The organism is Nocardia brasiliensis IFM 10847 (assembly GCF_000710915.1).
Taxonomy (GTDB): Bacteria; Actinomycetota; Actinomycetes; order Mycobacteriales; family Mycobacteriaceae; genus Nocardia; species Nocardia brasiliensis_A.
The window spans coordinates 39,386-56,931 of record NZ_BAUA01000190.1; the positions used below are offsets into that span (position 1 = coordinate 39,386).

Annotated in this window: 19 protein-coding genes; 4 read left to right on the forward strand and 15 right to left on the reverse strand. The window is 69.8% G+C overall.

Going from position 1 to position 17,546, the window contains the following annotated elements:
• Positions 1 to 44: 44 nt before the first annotated feature.
• Positions 45 to 263 (reverse strand): hypothetical protein, encoded by a 219-nt coding sequence (locus NBRGI_RS37165; protein ID WP_148311104.1) that lies wholly within the window; start codon positions 261 to 263, stop codon positions 45 to 47.
• Between the two features lie 143 nt (positions 264 to 406).
• Between NBRGI_RS37165 and NBRGI_RS37170 the strand changes: the two genes are divergently transcribed.
• Positions 407 to 1,204, forward strand: a complete 798-nt coding sequence (locus NBRGI_RS37170; protein ID WP_235211234.1) for an AfsR/SARP family transcriptional regulator — start codon at positions 407 to 409, stop codon at positions 1,202 to 1,204.
• On the opposite strand, the gene NBRGI_RS37175 is transcribed toward NBRGI_RS37170, so the two are convergent.
• The 4 genes from NBRGI_RS37175 to NBRGI_RS37190 all read right to left on the reverse strand — a co-directional run bounded on the left by NBRGI_RS37175 (position 1,133) and on the right by NBRGI_RS37190 (position 5,677).
• A complete protein-coding gene (locus NBRGI_RS37175) occupies positions 1,133 to 2,851 on the reverse strand; it encodes a hypothetical protein (RefSeq protein WP_029902007.1) in 1,719 nt (572 codons plus the stop codon). The genes NBRGI_RS37170 and NBRGI_RS37175 overlap by 72 nt on opposite strands.
• Before the next feature lie 35 nt (positions 2,852 to 2,886).
• A complete protein-coding gene (locus NBRGI_RS37180; RefSeq protein WP_235211237.1) occupies positions 2,887 to 3,717 on the reverse strand; it encodes an AfsR/SARP family transcriptional regulator in 831 nt (276 codons plus the stop codon).
• A gap of 129 nt (positions 3,718 to 3,846) precedes the next feature.
• On the reverse strand, positions 3,847 to 4,662 hold the full coding sequence (locus tag NBRGI_RS37185) for an alpha/beta fold hydrolase (RefSeq protein WP_235211235.1): 816 nt from the start codon (positions 4,660 to 4,662) through the stop codon (positions 3,847 to 3,849).
• Between the two features lie 52 nt (positions 4,663 to 4,714).
• Entirely contained in the window at positions 4,715 to 5,677 is a 963-nt protein-coding gene (locus NBRGI_RS37190; RefSeq protein WP_029902012.1) for a zinc-binding dehydrogenase, read from the reverse strand.
• A gap of 85 nt (positions 5,678 to 5,762) precedes the next feature.
• Between NBRGI_RS37190 and NBRGI_RS37195 the strand changes: the two genes are divergently transcribed.
• A complete protein-coding gene (locus tag NBRGI_RS37195) occupies positions 5,763 to 6,383 on the forward strand; it encodes a TetR/AcrR family transcriptional regulator (protein WP_029902014.1) in 621 nt (206 codons plus the stop codon).
• 60 nt (positions 6,384 to 6,443) lie between these two features.
• Positions 6,444 to 7,790: an FAD-binding oxidoreductase gene (locus tag NBRGI_RS37200; RefSeq protein WP_029902016.1), complete on the forward strand. Its 1,347-nt coding sequence runs from the start codon at positions 6,444 to 6,446 to the stop codon at positions 7,788 to 7,790.
• 19 nt (positions 7,791 to 7,809) lie between these two features.
• On the opposite strand, the gene pcaC is transcribed toward NBRGI_RS37200, so the two are convergent.
• From pcaC to NBRGI_RS37250, 10 genes are read right to left on the reverse strand one after another with little or no spacing between them, the layout of a single operon-like run.
• Positions 7,810 to 8,193 (reverse strand): 4-carboxymuconolactone decarboxylase, encoded by a 384-nt coding sequence (gene pcaC, locus NBRGI_RS37205; RefSeq protein WP_029902018.1) that lies wholly within the window; start codon positions 8,191 to 8,193, stop codon positions 7,810 to 7,812.
• Positions 8,190 to 8,966, reverse strand: coding sequence for a 3-oxoadipate enol-lactonase (pcaD, locus tag NBRGI_RS37210; protein WP_029902020.1), 777 nt, complete (start codon positions 8,964 to 8,966; stop codon positions 8,190 to 8,192). Before pcaD ends, pcaC begins: the two co-directional genes overlap by 4 nt.
• Entirely contained in the window at positions 8,963 to 10,309 is a 1,347-nt protein-coding gene (pcaB, locus tag NBRGI_RS37215; RefSeq protein ID WP_029902022.1) for a 3-carboxy-cis,cis-muconate cycloisomerase, read from the reverse strand. The genes pcaD and pcaB overlap by 4 nt, the downstream gene beginning before the upstream one ends.
• A complete protein-coding gene (gene pcaG / locus NBRGI_RS37220; RefSeq protein WP_029902024.1) occupies positions 10,302 to 10,826 on the reverse strand; it encodes a protocatechuate 3,4-dioxygenase subunit alpha in 525 nt (174 codons plus the stop codon). The genes pcaB and pcaG overlap by 8 nt, the downstream gene beginning before the upstream one ends.
• Positions 10,819 to 11,559, reverse strand: coding sequence for a protocatechuate 3,4-dioxygenase subunit beta (gene pcaH / locus NBRGI_RS37225; RefSeq protein WP_029902026.1), 741 nt, complete (start codon positions 11,557 to 11,559; stop codon positions 10,819 to 10,821). The genes pcaG and pcaH overlap by 8 nt, the downstream gene beginning before the upstream one ends.
• Positions 11,556 to 12,737, reverse strand: coding sequence for a thiolase family protein (locus NBRGI_RS37230; protein WP_029902029.1), 1,182 nt, complete (start codon positions 12,735 to 12,737; stop codon positions 11,556 to 11,558). The genes pcaH and NBRGI_RS37230 overlap by 4 nt, the downstream gene beginning before the upstream one ends.
• Positions 12,734 to 13,513 (reverse strand): 3-oxoadipate--succinyl-CoA transferase, encoded by a 780-nt coding sequence (locus NBRGI_RS37235; RefSeq protein ID WP_029902030.1) that lies wholly within the window; start codon positions 13,511 to 13,513, stop codon positions 12,734 to 12,736. The genes NBRGI_RS37230 and NBRGI_RS37235 overlap by 4 nt, the downstream gene beginning before the upstream one ends.
• Entirely contained in the window at positions 13,510 to 14,325 is an 816-nt protein-coding gene (locus NBRGI_RS37240; protein ID WP_029902032.1) for a CoA transferase subunit A, read from the reverse strand. Before NBRGI_RS37240 ends, NBRGI_RS37235 begins: the two co-directional genes overlap by 4 nt.
• A gap of 2 nt (positions 14,326 to 14,327) precedes the next feature.
• Positions 14,328 to 15,530 carry a 4-hydroxybenzoate 3-monooxygenase gene (locus NBRGI_RS37245; protein ID WP_029902034.1) on the reverse strand — a complete coding sequence of 401 codons (1,203 nt, stop codon included), beginning with the start codon at positions 15,528 to 15,530 and terminating at the stop codon, positions 14,328 to 14,330.
• Positions 15,527 to 16,759: an MFS transporter gene (locus tag NBRGI_RS37250; RefSeq protein WP_029902036.1), complete on the reverse strand. Its 1,233-nt coding sequence runs from the start codon at positions 16,757 to 16,759 to the stop codon at positions 15,527 to 15,529. The genes NBRGI_RS37245 and NBRGI_RS37250 overlap by 4 nt, the downstream gene beginning before the upstream one ends.
• Before the next feature lie 102 nt (positions 16,760 to 16,861).
• On the opposite strand from NBRGI_RS37250, the gene NBRGI_RS37255 reads away from it, so the two are divergent.
• Positions 16,862 to 17,546, forward strand: a 685-nt coding sequence (locus tag NBRGI_RS37255) for a LysR family transcriptional regulator (protein WP_029902038.1), incomplete at its 3' end; no start/stop codon positions are given.

Sequence of the window (17,546 nt, forward strand, 5' to 3'; positions counted from 1 at the left end):
CGGGCGTTTCGCGTCACTGTGCGCGACCACGGTGTGCGCGAACGTCAACGCTTCGTCTCTCCCGGCGCGGTCTCCCCCGGCACGCGATCTGCGCCCAGTTCGGCGAGCAAGGTGGCGACCCGCGCCAGCGACGCGTCGATATCGGCGAACACCCATTCCCGGGCGGAGTCCGGCTCGGCGGAGCCGGCCAGTACGCGGATGATCAGACGTCCCCGGTCCCGCCAGGCCCGCACCACGATCGTTCTGCTCTCGGGTCCACTCACCGGACCACGGTCGCGCGCGGCCATACCAACTCCCGTCAATGCCGAGGCGGCGGCGTTGACGTGGCGTTGACGCACGCGCAGCACCGGGTCGGCACGCTGGCAGCACTCGGCCGCGTTGCGGCCGGTGACGGAGGGATGATCCGATGGCGGTCGCCATTTGCCTGCTCGGCGGTTTCGCGCTGCGCGTGGACGCGAACCACGTTGCCCTGCCGCAGCATTCACGACGCGTGCTGGCCTATCTGGCGCTGGATCACATCGCCCAACCCGATTGCGACCGCGGCCTGCTCGCGGAACGCCTGTGGCCCGACGCCCCCGCAGACCGGTCCCGGGCGAGTTTGCGCACCGCCCTGTGGCGGATCCGGCAGGCCGGTCCCGCACTGGTGCACGGCGCCGGCGGCCGGTTGCGGCTCGGCGCCGACGTGACGGTCGACGTGCACGAGTTCCGGAGCAACGCCGAACGCATGCTGGGCGCGCAGTCCGACTGCCCGCGCGACCGCGCCGCTCTGCTCGCCCGTACCAGCGAGCTGCTGCCGGGCTGGGACGAGACCTGGCTGCTGCTCGCGCGAGAACAGTTGCGGCAGATGCGGTTGCACGCCCTGGAAACGGACGCGCGCAAGCTCGCGGCGCGGGGTCGCTACCACGAGGCGATCGAGGCGATGCTCGCCGTGGTCGCCGAGGAACCGCTGCGCGAATCGGCACAGACCGCGCTCATCGAGGCGCATCTGGGCGAGGGCAACGTGGTCGAGGCGCGCAGGCAGCTGCGCCTGTTCGCGGATCTGCTGTGGACCGAACTGAGCATCCGGCCGTCACCGGAGTTGTTCGGGCGGGTCGGCATGGCCGCCCCGCCGCCGACCGCGCCCGTGTCCCGATCAGTCGATCGTCATGTCACGCTGGGCGAGCGCCGCGTGCTCCCACACATGGGTGCCCGACGCCGGATGTGAACGGCGCGCGTGCACCGAAGCCAGCACCGACACCCTGGTGCCGCGCGCGGGCAGCAGCGCCGCGGGTAGCCGGGCCGACACGGTACGCCAACGGCCCGGCGCGAGTTCGAAACCCACCGCCGCCGTCTGCGCGGGAAAGAAGTCCACGGGAAAGGTGGGCGGTGCGCCGGTGGCGACTCGTAACGCGAAGGTGACGACAAAGCAGCGGCACGCTCCAGCTGCCGCCATGTTGGCTATCCGGGCGTGAATCCAGTTGTCCTGTCCGGCTTTCGGGTTCACGTGGACCGCGATCCGGTCGTCCCCGTGCCGGTTCCACAGGCGCGGCGCCGACCCGAAGACCGCGCGCGCGTCCGGCGTGGACTCCGCGAAGCCGTAGACGAATCGGTGGCAGGCATCGACGAGATCCGTGGCACCGGAACCGGACACCAGATGCGCGACCAATTCCGCTGTGCTGACCGGGGTCCCGCGGCGCGCGCGGTACAGCTCCCCCATCAGCGCGCGCAGCGGGGCCGCGCCGATCCGTTGCGCCACACCGCGAAAGAAGCGACTGCCGTCGTCGTACGCCGCCGTCGGTGTGCTGCGCTGGAACGCCTGCCGCGCGCACAGCCGCACCGGCGCGCGGGTGTAATCGAAACTCTCGGTGCGAGTGTCGCCGTCGTCCCGGAAGCTGGTGTACGCCTCGTCCCACCACCCGTCGGTCTGTGCCGCCGGGCTCAGGCCGCGGGCGAACCACGAATGAAAGACCTCGTGGCCGAGCGCACCGGCTGCGGTGGTCGCCCCGCCCGCGTATTCCATGCCGCCGCCCGCGCCGTGGAACAGGCACACGAAACGGTCACCGAGGAACGCGCCGAAGGCGGTCTCGTACTCCGCCAGGAGTACGCCGACCCGAGTGTGCAGCGCGGGCAGATTCTCTTGGCCGCCGACAAGTTTCCAGGTCTCCAGCACCACCGACCGCCCGGACACCGGCAACGATACGGTCGACGAGCGCAGCACGACCGAGTCCGCCGGTCGCAGCTCCAGCAGCGACGACATCGTGGTGAACCAGGACGGGAAACGCACCGTCCAGGCGTTGGCGCCGACCACGGTCGCGGCGCCGTTGGTGATCAGCGAATGGGCGACCGCCGTTCCGGTGACCCGCAATTCGAGCGTCCACGGGAATTGGTCGAACGGCAGGTTCGACGGGAACCAGGCCTCCAGGTACCGGCCCGCATACAGGTCGGACATGCCGAAAGACCAGCGCACCCGCCCGCTCGACCAGTGCAGCACCGGCGGATAGGCCCCACCGAGATCGGCGTCCGGCGTATCGAGCCGGTACGTCACGCTCAGCCGATGCGCCGATCCGGCCGCCTGGGTGCGGCCGATCACCCGGATCGAGCTGTGCGCACCGGCTCCGACATCGTGGGCGGCCAGCTCGGCGGGGTCGAGCCGGGTTCCGTCGAGCCGGGCGGTACGCACGCTCTGCCGGAGGTCGAAGATCGGTGCTCCCGCGTGCGGGCCGACCACGTAGTCAACGGTCGCCTCGACGGACCCGATACCGGACGCGGCGTCGAGCGTGACGACCGCGCGCAATTGCTCGATGTGCATCGGCACCGCGCGCAGCCGGCCGATCGGCGTCGGCGGCGGTGCGTTGCGGAAATCGAGCGGCATCCGCGCAGCATGCTCCGCTGTCGTAGGCGTCGGCGTCAATGACGCGTAGTCGCCGTGCACACCCAGACCCCGGCCCGCCGCCCGAGCTCGGCCGACGGGCGCAGCGCGAGTTCGCGCCACAGCGTCGCCGCGAAGAGATCGAACTGTCTGCGCGCCTCGGCCGCGTTGCCCTCGCCGAGGTGGGCATCGATCAGAATCGCCTGCGCGGATTCGCGCAGCGGCTCCTCGGCGACGACCCGCAAGATCAGATCGATCGCCTGCGGATAGCGGCCCTGGGCGCAGTCCCTGCGGGCCACCGCCTCCAACGTGTGCAACCGCAGCAACCGCAACTGTTCGCGGAACAGCACCAGCCAGTCCTCGTCCCATCCCGGCAGGAGCTCGGCCGCCGTGCACAGTGCGCGCACGTTCGCCGCCGGGCCTGCGCACCCGGCCAGCAGGGCCTCGGCCCGACGCCGGAATCGATCCACGTCGACCTCGACCTGATCGGTCAACCGCACGCGCTCCGCGTCGCCGCCGAGCAGGCCGGGTCCGGCCCGGCGGATGCGCCACAGTGCCGTGCGCAGGCTGGCCGAGGACCGATCCGGCGACGAGTTCTCCCACAATCGTTCGGCCAGCACTCGCCGTCCACACTCGGCCACGGTCATCCGGTGCAGTGCGAGATAGGCGAGCACCCGCTGCGCGTGCACCGGTAACACCACTTTCGCCCCGGCCACCCGCAACTCGAACCCGCCGAACAACGACAACTGCGCGGCGACCCCGGGCAAGTCCGCGCAAGTGCCCGCACGCGTCCCGGTGATCCTGGTCCGCGGGTACGCCGGGATGGGGCCTGCCGCCCTGCCCGCCATCGCTGAATTCGCTACCCACATGGTCACGTCTTTCGACGAACTTCAATCTTTCGACACCATGACACCGCAGGTCAGGATGCCGCGCCTGAGTAGATCGCTACCCGAATCGGGGCGAATCCAGCGAAACGGGTCCGCTGACCGAACTCGGGCTCACTGCGCGCGCAGAAAGCCACGCAGAATCGGCAGCAACGCTTTCGTGCTGACCATATGGTTCTGCCCCTCGAGAATGCGGAGCGTGGACATCGGAACCGTGTCGGCGATTTGCCGTGCGACATCGTGCAATCCGGCCGGACTTTTCGCGCCGGCGACGATATGCAGCGGTACTTCGATGCCGCCGAGCCGGTCCAGCGGTGGCACGTCCGCGGTCAACGCGATGTCGTACATGAGGGTGGGTGCCAGGGCCTTCATGGTGGACCAGCCGGGAAACAGGGGAAGCAGCGCGACGAACGGACGCGGCATGCCGATTTCGCGCAGGAATTCCTTCACCGCGCCGGCGTTCTCGCCTTTTCGCAGCAGTGATTCGACCTTACGTGCCAACTCGGCGTAGGAATCGCGTTCCGCCGCGTCGTGCACGTACGACGCGTCATAGACGACCGCCCGATCGACCTTGTGCGGTAACCGCAGCGCGGCTTCGAGCGTGAGCACGGCGCCCGACGAATGCCCGTAAACGAAGGCATTGCCACCGGCCGCGTCGATCATCGCCTCGATATCGTCGACTTCGCGCTGCACCTCGTAGGGCGCGGTGTCGGTACTGTCACCGCGGCCGCGACGGTCATAGGTATAGACGGTGAATTCCTTCGAGATCGCTTTGACGTCGTCCACGATGGGACGGAATTTCCGGAAGCAGGTCGCCCCGGTGACGTACACCAGCGCGGGCCCCGCGCCCACCACGTCGTAGGCCAATCGCGTGCCGTCCGCCGATACCGCCGTGCTCATCTGTGCGCCCTTCGCGTCGAAGTCTGTCACCGTATGGACGGGGCGGCCCCGCAGAACTCATCGGTGCCCGCACCGGTGGTACTCAGGGGACGAGCACGATTCGGCCGAACACCTCGCCCGCGTCGATCATCCGATGCGCCAGCACCGCGTCGATCAACGAAAGCTCTTCGTGCACCATCGCTTCCAGCTCGCCGCGACCCACGGCGGCGAACAGTTCGGCGATCGCCGCGCTGATCTGCGGGGCGGAAACCGTATCCGCACTGAAGGTGGCGAACGACAGCGATTTCTGGAATGCCGCGATCATCGGCTCGGCGAAATCCGCCGGCGGCATACCGCCCATCGCGCCGACCGCCACCATGCGACCGTTCGGCGCGAGCTTGCCGAGGAACGCCGACACTTGCGCACCGCCGACGATATCGATGATCACGTCGTAGTCCGCGGGAGCGTCCGGCCCGCCACGGCCGTCCCGATCCAGCACGTGCGTGGCGCCGAGCTTGCGCAGGCGCTCGCCACGCTCGGCCGAGGAGGTCGTCACCGCGACCGATCCCGCTCCACGCCGCGCCGCGAGCTGGACCACCATCACCCCGATGCCCCCCGCCGCACCGCGCACCAGCACCGACTCGCCGGGCGCGAAATGAGCACGGCGCAAGGCGAAGTGGGCCACCATCGCCGAACTCCCGAGGGTCACCGCCGCGGCGGCGGACACCGCCTCCGGGATGGGCACCACCTTCGCGGCCGCGGCGACAGCGCGCTCGGCGTAGCCCCCGCTCAACCCGGTGTGCGCCCAAACCCGCCGACCGATCCACGCGGTGTCGACGCCGTCGCCTACCGCCGCGACCGTCCCCGCCACCTCACTGCCGAGCACGTGCCCAGGCGTGGATCCGTAGGCGGTCAACGCACCGCCCCGGATCAGCGCGTCGAGGCCGCCGACGCCGATCGCCTCGGTCACGATCAGCACCTCACCCGCAGCCGGATCCGGGTCGGGAAGATCGACCACGGCGAGGACCTCCGGCGCCCCGAACGCCGGGAACGTCACTGCTTTCACTGCTGCCTCCATGTGCTTTTCCGAACTGGATCAACCCGTTCGGAACGTAACGGACGCCCCCGTCCGTTTAGCTAAAGTGAGAGCGGTGACCACTCGTTTGTCTCAGACCCGCCGTTCCGACGCACGGGACAACCGCGAGCGCATCCTCGGCGCGGCGCGTGCGGTGTTCGTCGCCGACGGCCTGGACGTGCCGATGCGCGCGATCGCCCGGCGCGCAGGGGTCGGCCCGGCCACCCTCTATCGGCATTTCCCGACCAAGGAGTCGCTGGTCACCGAGGCGTTCACCGATCACATGCACGCCTGCCGAGCCATCGTGGACGAGGGCCTGGCCGACCCGGACGCGTGGCACGGCTTCTGTGTCGCCGTCGAGCAGCTGTGCGAATTGCTGGCGCGCGACCAAGGTTTCAGCGCTGCCTTCATGGCCGCCTTTCCGCGCTCGATGGACTTCACCGCGATCCGTTCGTCCTCGCTCACCGGTGCCGCCGAACTGCTGCGCCGCGCCAAGGACAGCGGTGAGCTGCGCGCCGACATCCTGTTGGACGACCTCGTCCTGATGATCATGGCCAACGGCGGGCTGCGCACCAGCAGTCCTGCGGCGCGCGTGGCGGCATCCCGGCGCTTCGCCGCGCTCATGCTGCAGGCGTTCCGCGCCGCGCCCACCGTCGTCCCGCTGCCGCCGTCGCCGCGATTGACCCCCGCGAGCTGAGGCCGCGACCTACGATGCGAGGACGGGCTCGACCCAGTGCGGCCCGGCTGGAGGAGCACGATGACCACCGCGTTCGACGGCCCACCCCTCGAGATCGACACGCGCCCCGCGGTTCTCGACCAGTTCACGGTCGACGAGACCGGGCGCGCGGGGCAACGTCCGGGCGGGGTCGCGGCACCGGCCGATGTCGACGAGGTGGCCGCGCTGGTGCGGTGGGCGCGAGCGACGCGGACACCGCTCATCGCCCGCGGCGCCGGAACGAGCCTGGAAGGCCACCTGCTCGCCCAGCACAACGAACTGATCGTCGATCTGTCGCAGGCGAATTCGATCCTCGACATCTCCCCCACCGATTTCACCGCCACGGTGCAGCCGGGCGTCACCCGCACCCAATTGAACACGGCGACGGCAGAACACGGTTTGCAGTTCACCGTCGACCCCGGGGCCGACGCCTCGCTCGGCGGCATGGCCGCGACCAACGCCAGCGGCACCACCACCGTCCGCTACGGCGGGATGCGGGCGAATGTGCTTGCGCTGCAAGCGGTGCTTCCCGACGCGACGGTGGCGCGCTTCGGCCGCGCGGTCCGCAAATCCTCCAGCGGCTACGACCTCAAAGATCTGCTGATCGGTTCCGCGGGGACCCTCGGCATCATCACCGAACTCACCGTGCGCCTGCACCCCATCCCGGAATGGCTGCGCTCGCTGCGGATTTCGTTTCCCACGGTGGCGGACGCCGTCGACGCCGCCGTCGAGATGCTCGGTGCCGCGCTCCCGGTGAGCAGGCTGGAGCTCGTCGACACGGTGAGCATGGTCGCGACCAACGCTTATCGGGGCACCGACTATGCCGAGACCCCGGCGCTGTTCATCGACGTGGAGTCGTCGTCGGAGCCGGCCGCGATTGCCGAGGAACAGGAGATCACCCGAATCGCCCGGGGCCACAACGCCCTCGACGTCGCCGCGGCCCGCACCCACACCGAGCGCTACGCCCTGTGGGAGGACCGGCACAATCTCTTCTTCGCGCTGAAGTCGCTGCACCCGGGACGCCGGTTCATGGTGACCGACACCGCCGTCCCGTACTCCCGGCTCGCGGCGGCCGTCGATACCGCGCTGCGCCTGGGCGAGGAACTCGGCTTGGCGGTCAGCGTCTGCGGGCACATCGGCGACGGCAACGTGCACACCATCGTGCCCTACGACGAGCACGACGACGAGGTGGTGCAGCAGTACTCCGACCAGTTGGTGCGCCATGCCCTGGCCGTCGGCGGCACCGCGACGGGCGAGCACGGCATCGGCCTCACCAAGAAGAAGTACCTGCGGGAAGAACACGGCGCGGCAGTCGATCTGATGCTCGCGATCAAGCGCACCCTCGACCCGCACAACCTCTTCAACCCGGGCAAGGTCCTCGACGCATGAGTCGAACCGTTGTGGGACGCTAGGACTCGTCGGGGCCGGGTTCGTCCAGCACGGCTCGGCCGATCGTGAAGGCGGCGTTGGCGGCCGGAACGCCCGCGTAAGCGCCGGTGTGCAGGAGCACCTCGGCGATCTCGGCGGGGGTGAGACCGTGGCGGCGGGCCGCGCGTACGTGCATCGCGATCTCCTCGTGGCGGCCCAGCGCGGTGAGCACGGCGAGGGTGATGCAGCTGCGGGTGCGACGATCGAGACCGGGCCGGGTCCAGATCGAACCCCACACCGACTCGGTGATGTATTCCTGGAACGGGCGGGTGAATTCGGTCGTCGCGGCCTCGGTACGGTCGACGTGCGCGTCGCCGAGCACCTCGCGCCGGACCTGTGCGCCCCGCTCGGCACGTTCGTTCACGAATTCTCCTTCAGGTGTCCGAGGATCAGCTGGTTGACGACGTCCGGTTGTTCGACGTTCGCCAGATGCGCCGCGGACTCGACGATTTCGAGCCGGGACAGCGGGATGGCCGCGGCGATCCGGTCACCGTGCACGGGCGGCGTCGCGGGATCGTCCGCGCCCGCGATGACCAGCGTGGGCGCGCTGATCCTGGTCAGCCCCACCGCGATGTCCATCGTTTCGATCGCCGCGCAGCACGCGGCGTAGCCCACGGCGGGCGTGGCGGCGATCATGTTCTCGTAGAACCGGATTCGTTCCGGGTGGGCAGCGCACCACTGCGGGGTGAACCACCGTCGTACGACCGCGCCCGCCACCGCCGCGGTCCCTGCGACGCGGACTGTGGCGGCACGCTCGGCCCAGCCGGCGGGCGGGCCCAGTTCGGCGCTGGTGCAACACAGTGTCAACGTGCGCAGCCGGTGCGGGGCATGCGCGCCGAGCCACATGCCGACCATGCCGCCCAGGGACAATCCCACGAAATGCACGCGGCGGGCAGCCAGCCGGTCGAGCAGCGCGAGCACGTCGGAACCGAGATCGGCCAGGGCATATGGTCCGGCCGGCACCGGCGAATGCCCTTGGCCGCGTTGGTCGTAGCGCACCACCCGGTAGCCCGCGGCGGTCAGTGCCGCCACTTGCGGCTCCCACATGCGCACATCGCTGCCGAGCGACCCGCTCAGCACTACCGTGTCCCCTTCCGATGGCCCGTCGACGTGAGCATGCACCGCAACCGGACTCATCGTTCGACCCCCTGCCATTCCGCCAATGCGCGCAGCCGGAATTCGTTCGCGGCACCCAGATACCCGGATGGATCGAGCAGCTCGTCGATTCGCCCGCGGTCCAGATACTTCCCGATCACCGGATCGGCCGCGAGCAACTCGGCGAGGTCGCCCCGCACCGCGTCGGCACAGCAGGCGGCGACGAGGTCACCGGCCTCCTGTCGGCCCACCGTGCCCCCGCTCGCCGGCACCAACTCCACAGCGACGTGTTCGGCCACGAGCACACCACCGGAGCCCGTCAGGTTCGCGCGCATCCGCGCGGGATCAATGTGCAGGCGCGAGAGGCAAACCCGCAGCCAGTGCACCGCCGAACCGGTGCTGCGCAGTAGTTCGACCAACGGTCGCCATTCCGCGTGCCACGAGCCGGCGGCTCGTTGATGTTCCTGGGCACCCGAACTCAGCACGGTGGCGACCAGGCCGGGCGCCTGCGCGGCGGCACCGGCGGCGAGCACCGCGGCGACCGGATTTCGCTTGTGCGGCATGGTCGATGATCCGCCGCTGCCGGGCGGCCCCTGCTCGACCACTTCGGCGACTTCGGTCTGCGCGAGCAAGGTGAGATCGCGGGCGATCTTCGCGACCGCACCGCAGGTCTGGCCCAAAGTACCCGCGATCTCAGCGATGCGGCTGCGTTCGGTGTGCCAGGGCAAGGCCGGCTCCGCGAGGCCGAGCTGACGCGCCAGCTCGGTCAGCACAAAGACTCCGTGCTCGCCCAGCGCGGCCGCCGTCCCGACCGCACCGCCGAACTGCACCGCCAGGCGGCTGTCCCGAACGCGATCGAGCTGCCGCAACGCCGCGACCACGCCGCCCAGCCAGCCGGCGGCCGTGAGCCCGAACGTCACCGGGGGCGCCTGTTGCAACAGGCTGCGCCCGGCCAGCACGGTGTCCGCGTGCTCCTCGGCCGAACGCGCAAGCAGATCGGCGCAGCCCACCAGATCGTCACGCAGCACGGTCAGTGCTCGGGCGGTGACCAGCATCGCTGCGGTGTCGAGGACATCCTGACTGGTCGCACCGAGATGCACGTAGGCCGCCGCCGCGGAGTCCACCCGCGCGGTCAACGCGCGTACCAGCGGACCCGCCGGATTGCCGATCCGCACCGCGGCCGCACCCAACGCACCGACGTCGTACTCCGCGGCCCGGCAGTGCTTTTCGATCGCGTTCGCGGCCGCCGCCGGAACCACGCCCGCCGCCGCCGAGGCACGGGCGAGCGCCGCCTCGAAATCGAGCATCGCCTGCACCCAGGCCCGATCGCCGACCGCTTCCGCGACCGGGCCCGCCGCGAGCACCCCGCCGAACAGCTCAGACATCGAAGAACACCGTTTCGTCCGTCCCTTGCAGGTGGACGTCGAAAACGTAACCGTCGCCGGCACGTGCGGCGATCAGTGTGTGCCTGCGTTCCGGCGCAACGGTCGCCAGCACGGGATCGACCGCGTGCCGGTCGGCGTGCTCGGGGAAGTACACCCGGGTGACGACACGGTGCAGCAGTCCCCGGGCGAACACCGACATGTCCAGGTGCGGGGCTTGCCACCCGCCCGCACCGTCGCACACCGCTTCCGGCAGCGGGATGTGCACCGCGTACTCACCGCGCCGGGTATCGCTGCGCGCGAACCCGTTTCGCTCACCGCGGTGTGCGTCGCCGACCACCTGCCAGGTCTCCACCATGGCGTCGTCGATGGCAGTGCCCGCGCCGTCGAACACCCGGCCGGTGAGCCACACCGCACCCGGTGCGCCGGGCGGAACCGCGAATTGCCCGTCCGCCCACGTCAATCCGAGATGCAGGTAGGGACCGACGGTCTGGGAGGGTGTGCTGGGCAGGCTAGTCATCGTCGGCCGCCTCGTCTTCGAACGGGGTCGCGCCCCGCCCGCGCAGCACTATGTCGAACTCGAAGGCCAAGGCTCGCTCCGGCTCGGTGCGCGCGTGATCGAAACGGCTGACCAGCAATTCGCGCGCATGCGCAGGCACCGAGTTGTAGACCGGGTCCTGGCCGAACAGCGGATCGTCGGGGAAGTACATCTGCGTCACCAGGCGCTGGGTGAAAGCCAGCCCGAACAACGAGAAGTGGATATGCGCGGGCCGCCACGCGTTGTGATGGTTACGCCACGGGTACGCACCCGGTTTGACCGTAATGAACTCGTATCGCCCGGCGCTGTCGGTGTAGGTGCGTCCGGCGCCGTCGAAGTTGGGGTCCAGTGCGCAGTTCCAGCGGTCGCGGTCGTGCCGGTAGCGACCGCCCGCGTTCGCCTGCCAGATCTCGACGAGCGAGTGCGGGATCGGCTTGCCGTCACCGTCGAGCAGCCGCCCGTGCACGATGATCCGCTGGCCGATCGGTTCGCCCGCGTGGTGCGCGGTCAGGTCGTGGTCGGCGGGACCTACCCGATCCGAACCGAAGACCGGTCCGGTGAGCTCGGTCAGGCGCTGCGGCAACACGATCAGCGATTCGCGCGGGTGCCGCAGCACCGTGGACGCGTACGCCGCAAAGTCGAGCGGCGGATGGCTGCCGTCCGGATCGCGCCGGAATCCGGCCGGAGCTGGTGTCGCGCAATGCCGTGCGCTCATGATGCTGCCTCCAGAACTATCGCAAGTCCCTGACCGACGCCGATGCAGAGCGCGGCAAGCCCCCACCGGCTGCCCCGTCGCCGCATTTCCCTGGCCAACTGCACGACTATCCGGCCGCCGGACGCGCCCAGCGGATGACCGAGCGCGATCGCGCCGCCGTTGACATTGACGATCTCGGGGTCCAGCTCGGGCCATCCGGCCAGACACGCGACCGATTGCGCGGCGAACGCCTCGTTCAACTCCACCACACCGATATCCCCCCATCCGATTCCGGCCCGCGCCAACGCGATTCGAGCCGCCTGCACCGGACCGACGCCGAACACGTCGGGGTCCACCCCCGCCGCCCCGCGCCCGGCGATCCTGGCCAGTGGTGCGCGACCGATCCGCCCGGCCACGGACTCGTCGCCGAGCAGCAGCGCGCACGCCCCGTCGCTCAGCGGTGAGGCGTTTCCGGCAGTCACCGTCCCGTTCGCCCGGAACGCGGGCCGCAACCCCGCCAGGGTGGTCACCGTGGTGCCGGGCCGGATCGGCTCGTCCCGGTCGAGGCCGGTATCCGGTACCGCGACAACGTGATCGTCGTAGAACCCGTCGGCCCAGGCCCGCGCGGCCGATCGGTGACTGCGCGCGGCGAACTCGTCCTGGGCCGCCCGATCGACGCCGAACCGTTCGGCCAGCGCTTCGGTGCTCTCGCCGAGCGAGACCGTCCAGGCCGCGGGCATCGCCGGGTTGACCATCCGCCAGCCCAGCGTGGTCGAGTGCAGCGTCGCGTCACCGGCGGGAAAACCCTTGGGCGGCTTGGTCAGCACCCACGGGGCACGGCTCATCGATTCGACCCCGCCGGCCACGACGAGCGCCGCGTCACCGGTCTCGATCGCCCGGGACGCGTGCAGGGTCGCGTCCAGACTCGACCCGCACAGTCGGTTCACGGTCGTCCCGGGCACCGAGGTCGGCCAGCCCGCGAGCAACGCGGCCATCCGGGCGAGGTTGCGATTGTCCTCTCCGGCCTGGTTGGCCGCGCCGAAGACGACGTCGTCCACTGTCGCGGGGTCCAGATCAGACCGTTCGGCGAGGGTGCGCAACACGTGCGCACCGAGATCGTCCGGGCGCACGCCCGCCAGTGCGCCGCCGTAACGGCCGAACGGCGTCCGCACGCCGTCGTAGAGGAACGCGCCGCTCACGACGCCGCCTGCAAGGCGTGCAGGGCCGCGAGTTCGGTGGCCGAGGGCGGTTCGGTAACCTGCAGTTCCGCAGCGACTTTCAGCTCCCAACCGGTCGCGGCCCGCACCTGCTCGACACTCACCCCGGGATGCACGGCGACCAGCACCAGTTCGCCGGTGGCATCGGGTCGCATGACCCCGAGATCGGTGATGATCCGCGTGGGCCCCGCTCCGCGCAGGCCCAGGCGGGCGCGCTCCCCGCCACCGCGGCCGTGGCCGAACGAGGTGACGAAATCGACTCGCTCGACGAAGGATTGCCGCGATTGGCGGACCACCACGAACACTTCGCCGCAGGACGCGGCGATCTCGGGCGCGCCACCCGCGCCCGGCAGCCGCACCCTCGGCCGCCGATAGTCGCCGATGACGGTGGTGTTGATATTGCCGAACCGATCCAGTTGCGCGGCACCGAGAAAGCCGATGTCGATGCGTCCCGGTTGCAGCCAATAGTTGAACACCTCCGGCACGCCGATCACCGCGTCCGCGGTCTCCGCGAGGATCCCGTCCCCGATCGAGGCGGGCAGCCTGCCCGGCTTGGCGCCCAGGGTGCCGGACTCGTAGATCAGCACCAGGTCCGGTGCATGCGTCGTGCGCGCCAAGTTCGCTGCGGTGGAGGGCAATCCGATGCCGACGAAACACCGCTTGCCGCCGGTGAGCGCCCGCGCGGCAGCAACCGTCATCATCTCATCGGCGGTGGCCCGTACCGGCGTGGTGTCCGTTGCGGCCGGAATTCGGTTCATGCGGCACTCCCCGCGAAGACGTGCTCGTCGAGCCATTCGGTGAAACGGCCACGGTCCCGGCTGATCGGGTCCCACGCCGCGTAGAACGCGTTGTCGCGTTCGGAATACCCTTGCGCGTAGGACGGATGCGCGCCGCCGGGCACCGCGGCGACCGCGGTGATCGCCCACGCCGGCAGCACGATCGCGCCGGGCACCGGGGTGAGTTCGTCGACGATCTCCTCGACGGTGACCAGGCTCTGCCGCGCGGCCAGCACGGCCTCCTTCTGCACCCCGAGCAGCCCCCACAGCTGCACGTTCCCGGCCCGGTCCGCCCGCTGGGCATGGATCACGGTGACATCCGGCCGCAGCGCGGGCACGGCGGTGAGCTGTTCGCCGGTGAACGGGCAGCTGATCGGCTTGATGGTCGCGGTGACGGACGGCAGGTCGGTGCCGACGTAGCCGCGCAGCACCGCGAACGGCAGACCGGAGGCCCCCGCGACGTAGCGGTTGGCCATGCCCGCGTGGCTGTGTTCCTCCAGCTCCAGCGCGTTCGGCCAGGCGTGCTCCACCGCGTCGCGGAAGCGGTGCAGCGAACCGACACCCGGATTGCCGCCCCACGAGAACACCAGTCTGGCCGCGCAGCCCGCGCCGATCAGCTGGTCGTACACGATGTCCGGGGTCATCCGCACCAGGGTCAGCCCGCGCAGGCGCTGCCGGATGATCTCCTGCCCGGCAGCCACCGGAATCAGGTGCGTGAAACCCTCCAGGGCGACGGTGTCGCCGTCGTGCACGAGCTCGGCCACCGCGGTCGCCAAGGACGAAATCCTGGCCATGCTCACTCCTTTCGTCGTTCGGTCGGTTTCCGGTGCTGCCAGCCGGTGTAGGCGTCCGCGAAATAGGCAGCGCCGTACCGTGATCCGGTGATCAGCGCGAGTTCGCCGCGCTGGCGCTCGATATCGAAGGGCGACGCACCATCGATGCTGTGCAGCATGGTGGTCGCCCAGTAGGAAAAGTGCTGGGCTCGCCACACCCGGTCCAGGGCTCGCTCGGTGTACCGGTCCAGCACATCCGGGTCACGCCGGGCATAGAACTCGGCGATCTCCTCCGCCAGCACCGCGACATCGGCGAGGGCGAGGTTCAGTCCTTTCGCACCGGTGGGCGGCACCGTATGCGCCGCATCGCCGGCCAGCAGCAGGTTCCCATGGCGCATCGGCGCGGTGACGAACGACCGGAACGGCAGCACCGTCTTCGCGACGATCGGGCCCTCCCGCAGGGCGAACCCGTTGCCGTCGACGCGGCGGCGCAGCTGCGACCAGATCCGATCGTCGTCCCATTCCTCCGGCCGCGTCCCGAGCGGGCACTGGAAATACATCCGCTGCAACGCCTCGGTGCGCCGGCTGATCAGCGCGAAACCGAACTCCGAATGGGCGTAGATCAATTCGTCGTTCGAGGGCGGCGCTTCGGTGAGCACCCCGAACCACGCGAAAGGGTACTCGCGCAACCAGACTTTGCGGACTCCGGGCGGGTAGGCGTGCCGGCAGATCGAGCGCGAGCCGTCCGCGCCGACGAGCAGATCCGCCTCGACGCGCACCGGGCCGCCGCATGATTCGGTGAACGCGACGGTCGGACGGTCGCCGGAGATATCGACGGCCGTGCCGGTCACGCCGTAGCGCACGTCCCCGCCGTCGGCGCTGCGCCGCCGCGACAGGTCCAGGAACACCTCGGTTTGCGGGTAGAGCCACACGGATTCGCCGACCGACTCCTGGAAGTCGATGCGATGGTTCGCGCCGTCGAACCGCAGCACCACGCCGTTGTGCCGGTCACCCGCGGTGAGCACCCGGTCCGACACCCCCGAATCCACCAGCAGCCGAACCGAACCCGCCTCGAGGATGCCCGCCCGGATGGTGCTCGCGATATCGTCGTACCAGCGGTGATCGACGACAATGCTGTCGATCCCGGCGCAGGACAGCAGATGCGAGAGCAGCAGGCCGGCCGGGCCCGCGCCGACGATCGCCACCTGCGTGCGGATATCCCTCACGCCGGTCGCACTTTTCGCTCGAGCTGCGGCTCGGACGCGACCGGGACGAGTCCGTCCACGGTGGTCCGCGGCACCGCGGCCATGGCGAGCAGGCCGATGCCCGCCACCGCCGCGAAGAGATAGAAGCCCCACGGGTTCGCCGACCCGACGACGATGAGCCAGCCCGTGATCGTCGGACCGAAGATCGCCCCCAGCCTGCCTACTCCGGCAGCGAAACCCATTGCGGTCGCACGGATCTCGGCGGGATAGGCCTGCGTCACGTACGCGTAGATGAGTACCTGCGCAGAGAAGACGAAGACACCCGTGACGAGCACCAGCGTATTGAGCAGCGCGGTGCTGGAGATCCGCACGCTGAGCACCGCCAAGAACAGCGCCGCGGCGGCGAACCACACCAGGACCGTCGGTTTGATCCCGCGCCGGTCGGCGAGCGCACCGGCGGCGAGCAGGCCGATGACCGCGCCGACGTTCAGCATCAGCAGCACGGTCAACGAGGTCGACATGTTGTATCCGGCGTCGCGCATCAGCTTGGGCAACCAGGTGTTCAAGCCGTACACGAGCAGCAGGCCCATGAACGATCCGACCCAAACCCCCAGCGTCGCACGCACATACAGCGGACGCAGCAGCACGGTGGGCCGCAGCCGGTTCGGCGCCGCCTTGGCCGCCAGGTACGCTTGCGACTCCGGCAGCTTGGCCCACAGCACCGGCAGCAAAAGGAAACCGGCCGCGCCACCCGCATAGAACAGCGGCTCCCAGTGCGGGATCACCCGCAGCGCGAGCAGCGCGGTCAGTACCGCGCCGGTGTGATAGCCGGTCATCGTGATCGTGCTCGCGAACGCGCGCCGCGCCGGCGGCATGTGCTCGGCCATGAACGTCAGAGCGGTCGGCAGGCAGGCGCCCAGACCGATGCCCGCGATCAGCCGGAACACGGCGAAAACGCCCACCGAACCGGCCAGCGGTATCGCGGCGGTGAACAGCGAGAACACCGCGATCGAGCAGAGCAGCATTCGTCGCCTGCCATAGCGGTCCGCTATCGGCCCGGAGGCCGTCGCGCCGACGGCGACGCCGACCAGGGAGATGGTGGCGGCGAAGGTGGCACTCGCCGCGGTGAATCCGAGATGGCGCTGGTCGATGAGGGTGGGAATGACGGCGCCGAGCACGACGAGGTCGTAGCCCTCCAGCAGCACGGTCAGCCAGCAGAGCACCGCCGGCCAGGACAACAACTTCTTCATAGGGAGTTCGTTTCTGGTGTGCAGTTGTGAGTGCCATCACGCTACGATCGGCCCCATCAGAAATCCAATAGATGTTTTTCCCCACTTGCATAGAGGAGATCTATGGGCGCGGAGTTCGATCTCAACCTCGTCCGAACCTTCGTGCTGCTGTACGAAACCCGCAGCGTGACCGCGGCGGCCGACGTCCTCGGCGTCACTCAGCCCACGGTCAGTTACGGACTGGGCAAACTGCGCCGACGTTTCGGCGACGAGCTGTTCGTGCGCGGTCCCGGCGGTCTGGTCCCGAGTTCGGAGGCCGAACGGCTCTATCCGCCGCTACGCAACGCCATCGAGCAGATGGACGCAACCATCGGCGCGACAGCGGAATTCGATCTTTCCGGGCCGATCAGCTTCGCCATCGGGCTCACCGACCTCGGCGAGGTCAATTCGCTGCCGCGGGTGCTCGCGGAGCTCACCGCCCGCGCGCCCGCCGCGAGCCTGCAGGTGCGTGCGTTCGACATCGCCACCGCGACCGACGAACTCACCCGGGGCCGGGTCGACGCGATCGTGGCCACCCCGATCCTGGACTCGGCGCGGCTCAGCAGGCTGCCGCTGTTCACCGAGGGCTACGCGGGCATGGTCGCGGTCGACCATCCGCGTCTACAGAGCCAGGCCCCCACCGATGCCGAACTGCGTGCCGAACGGCATATCGTCGTGGACGGCGCCACCGGCCACCCCGCGCCCAGGCACGCCCTGCGCGCACACGGCCTGGAGCGTCGAATCGCGGTCCGGGTAACCCGTTTCGCCA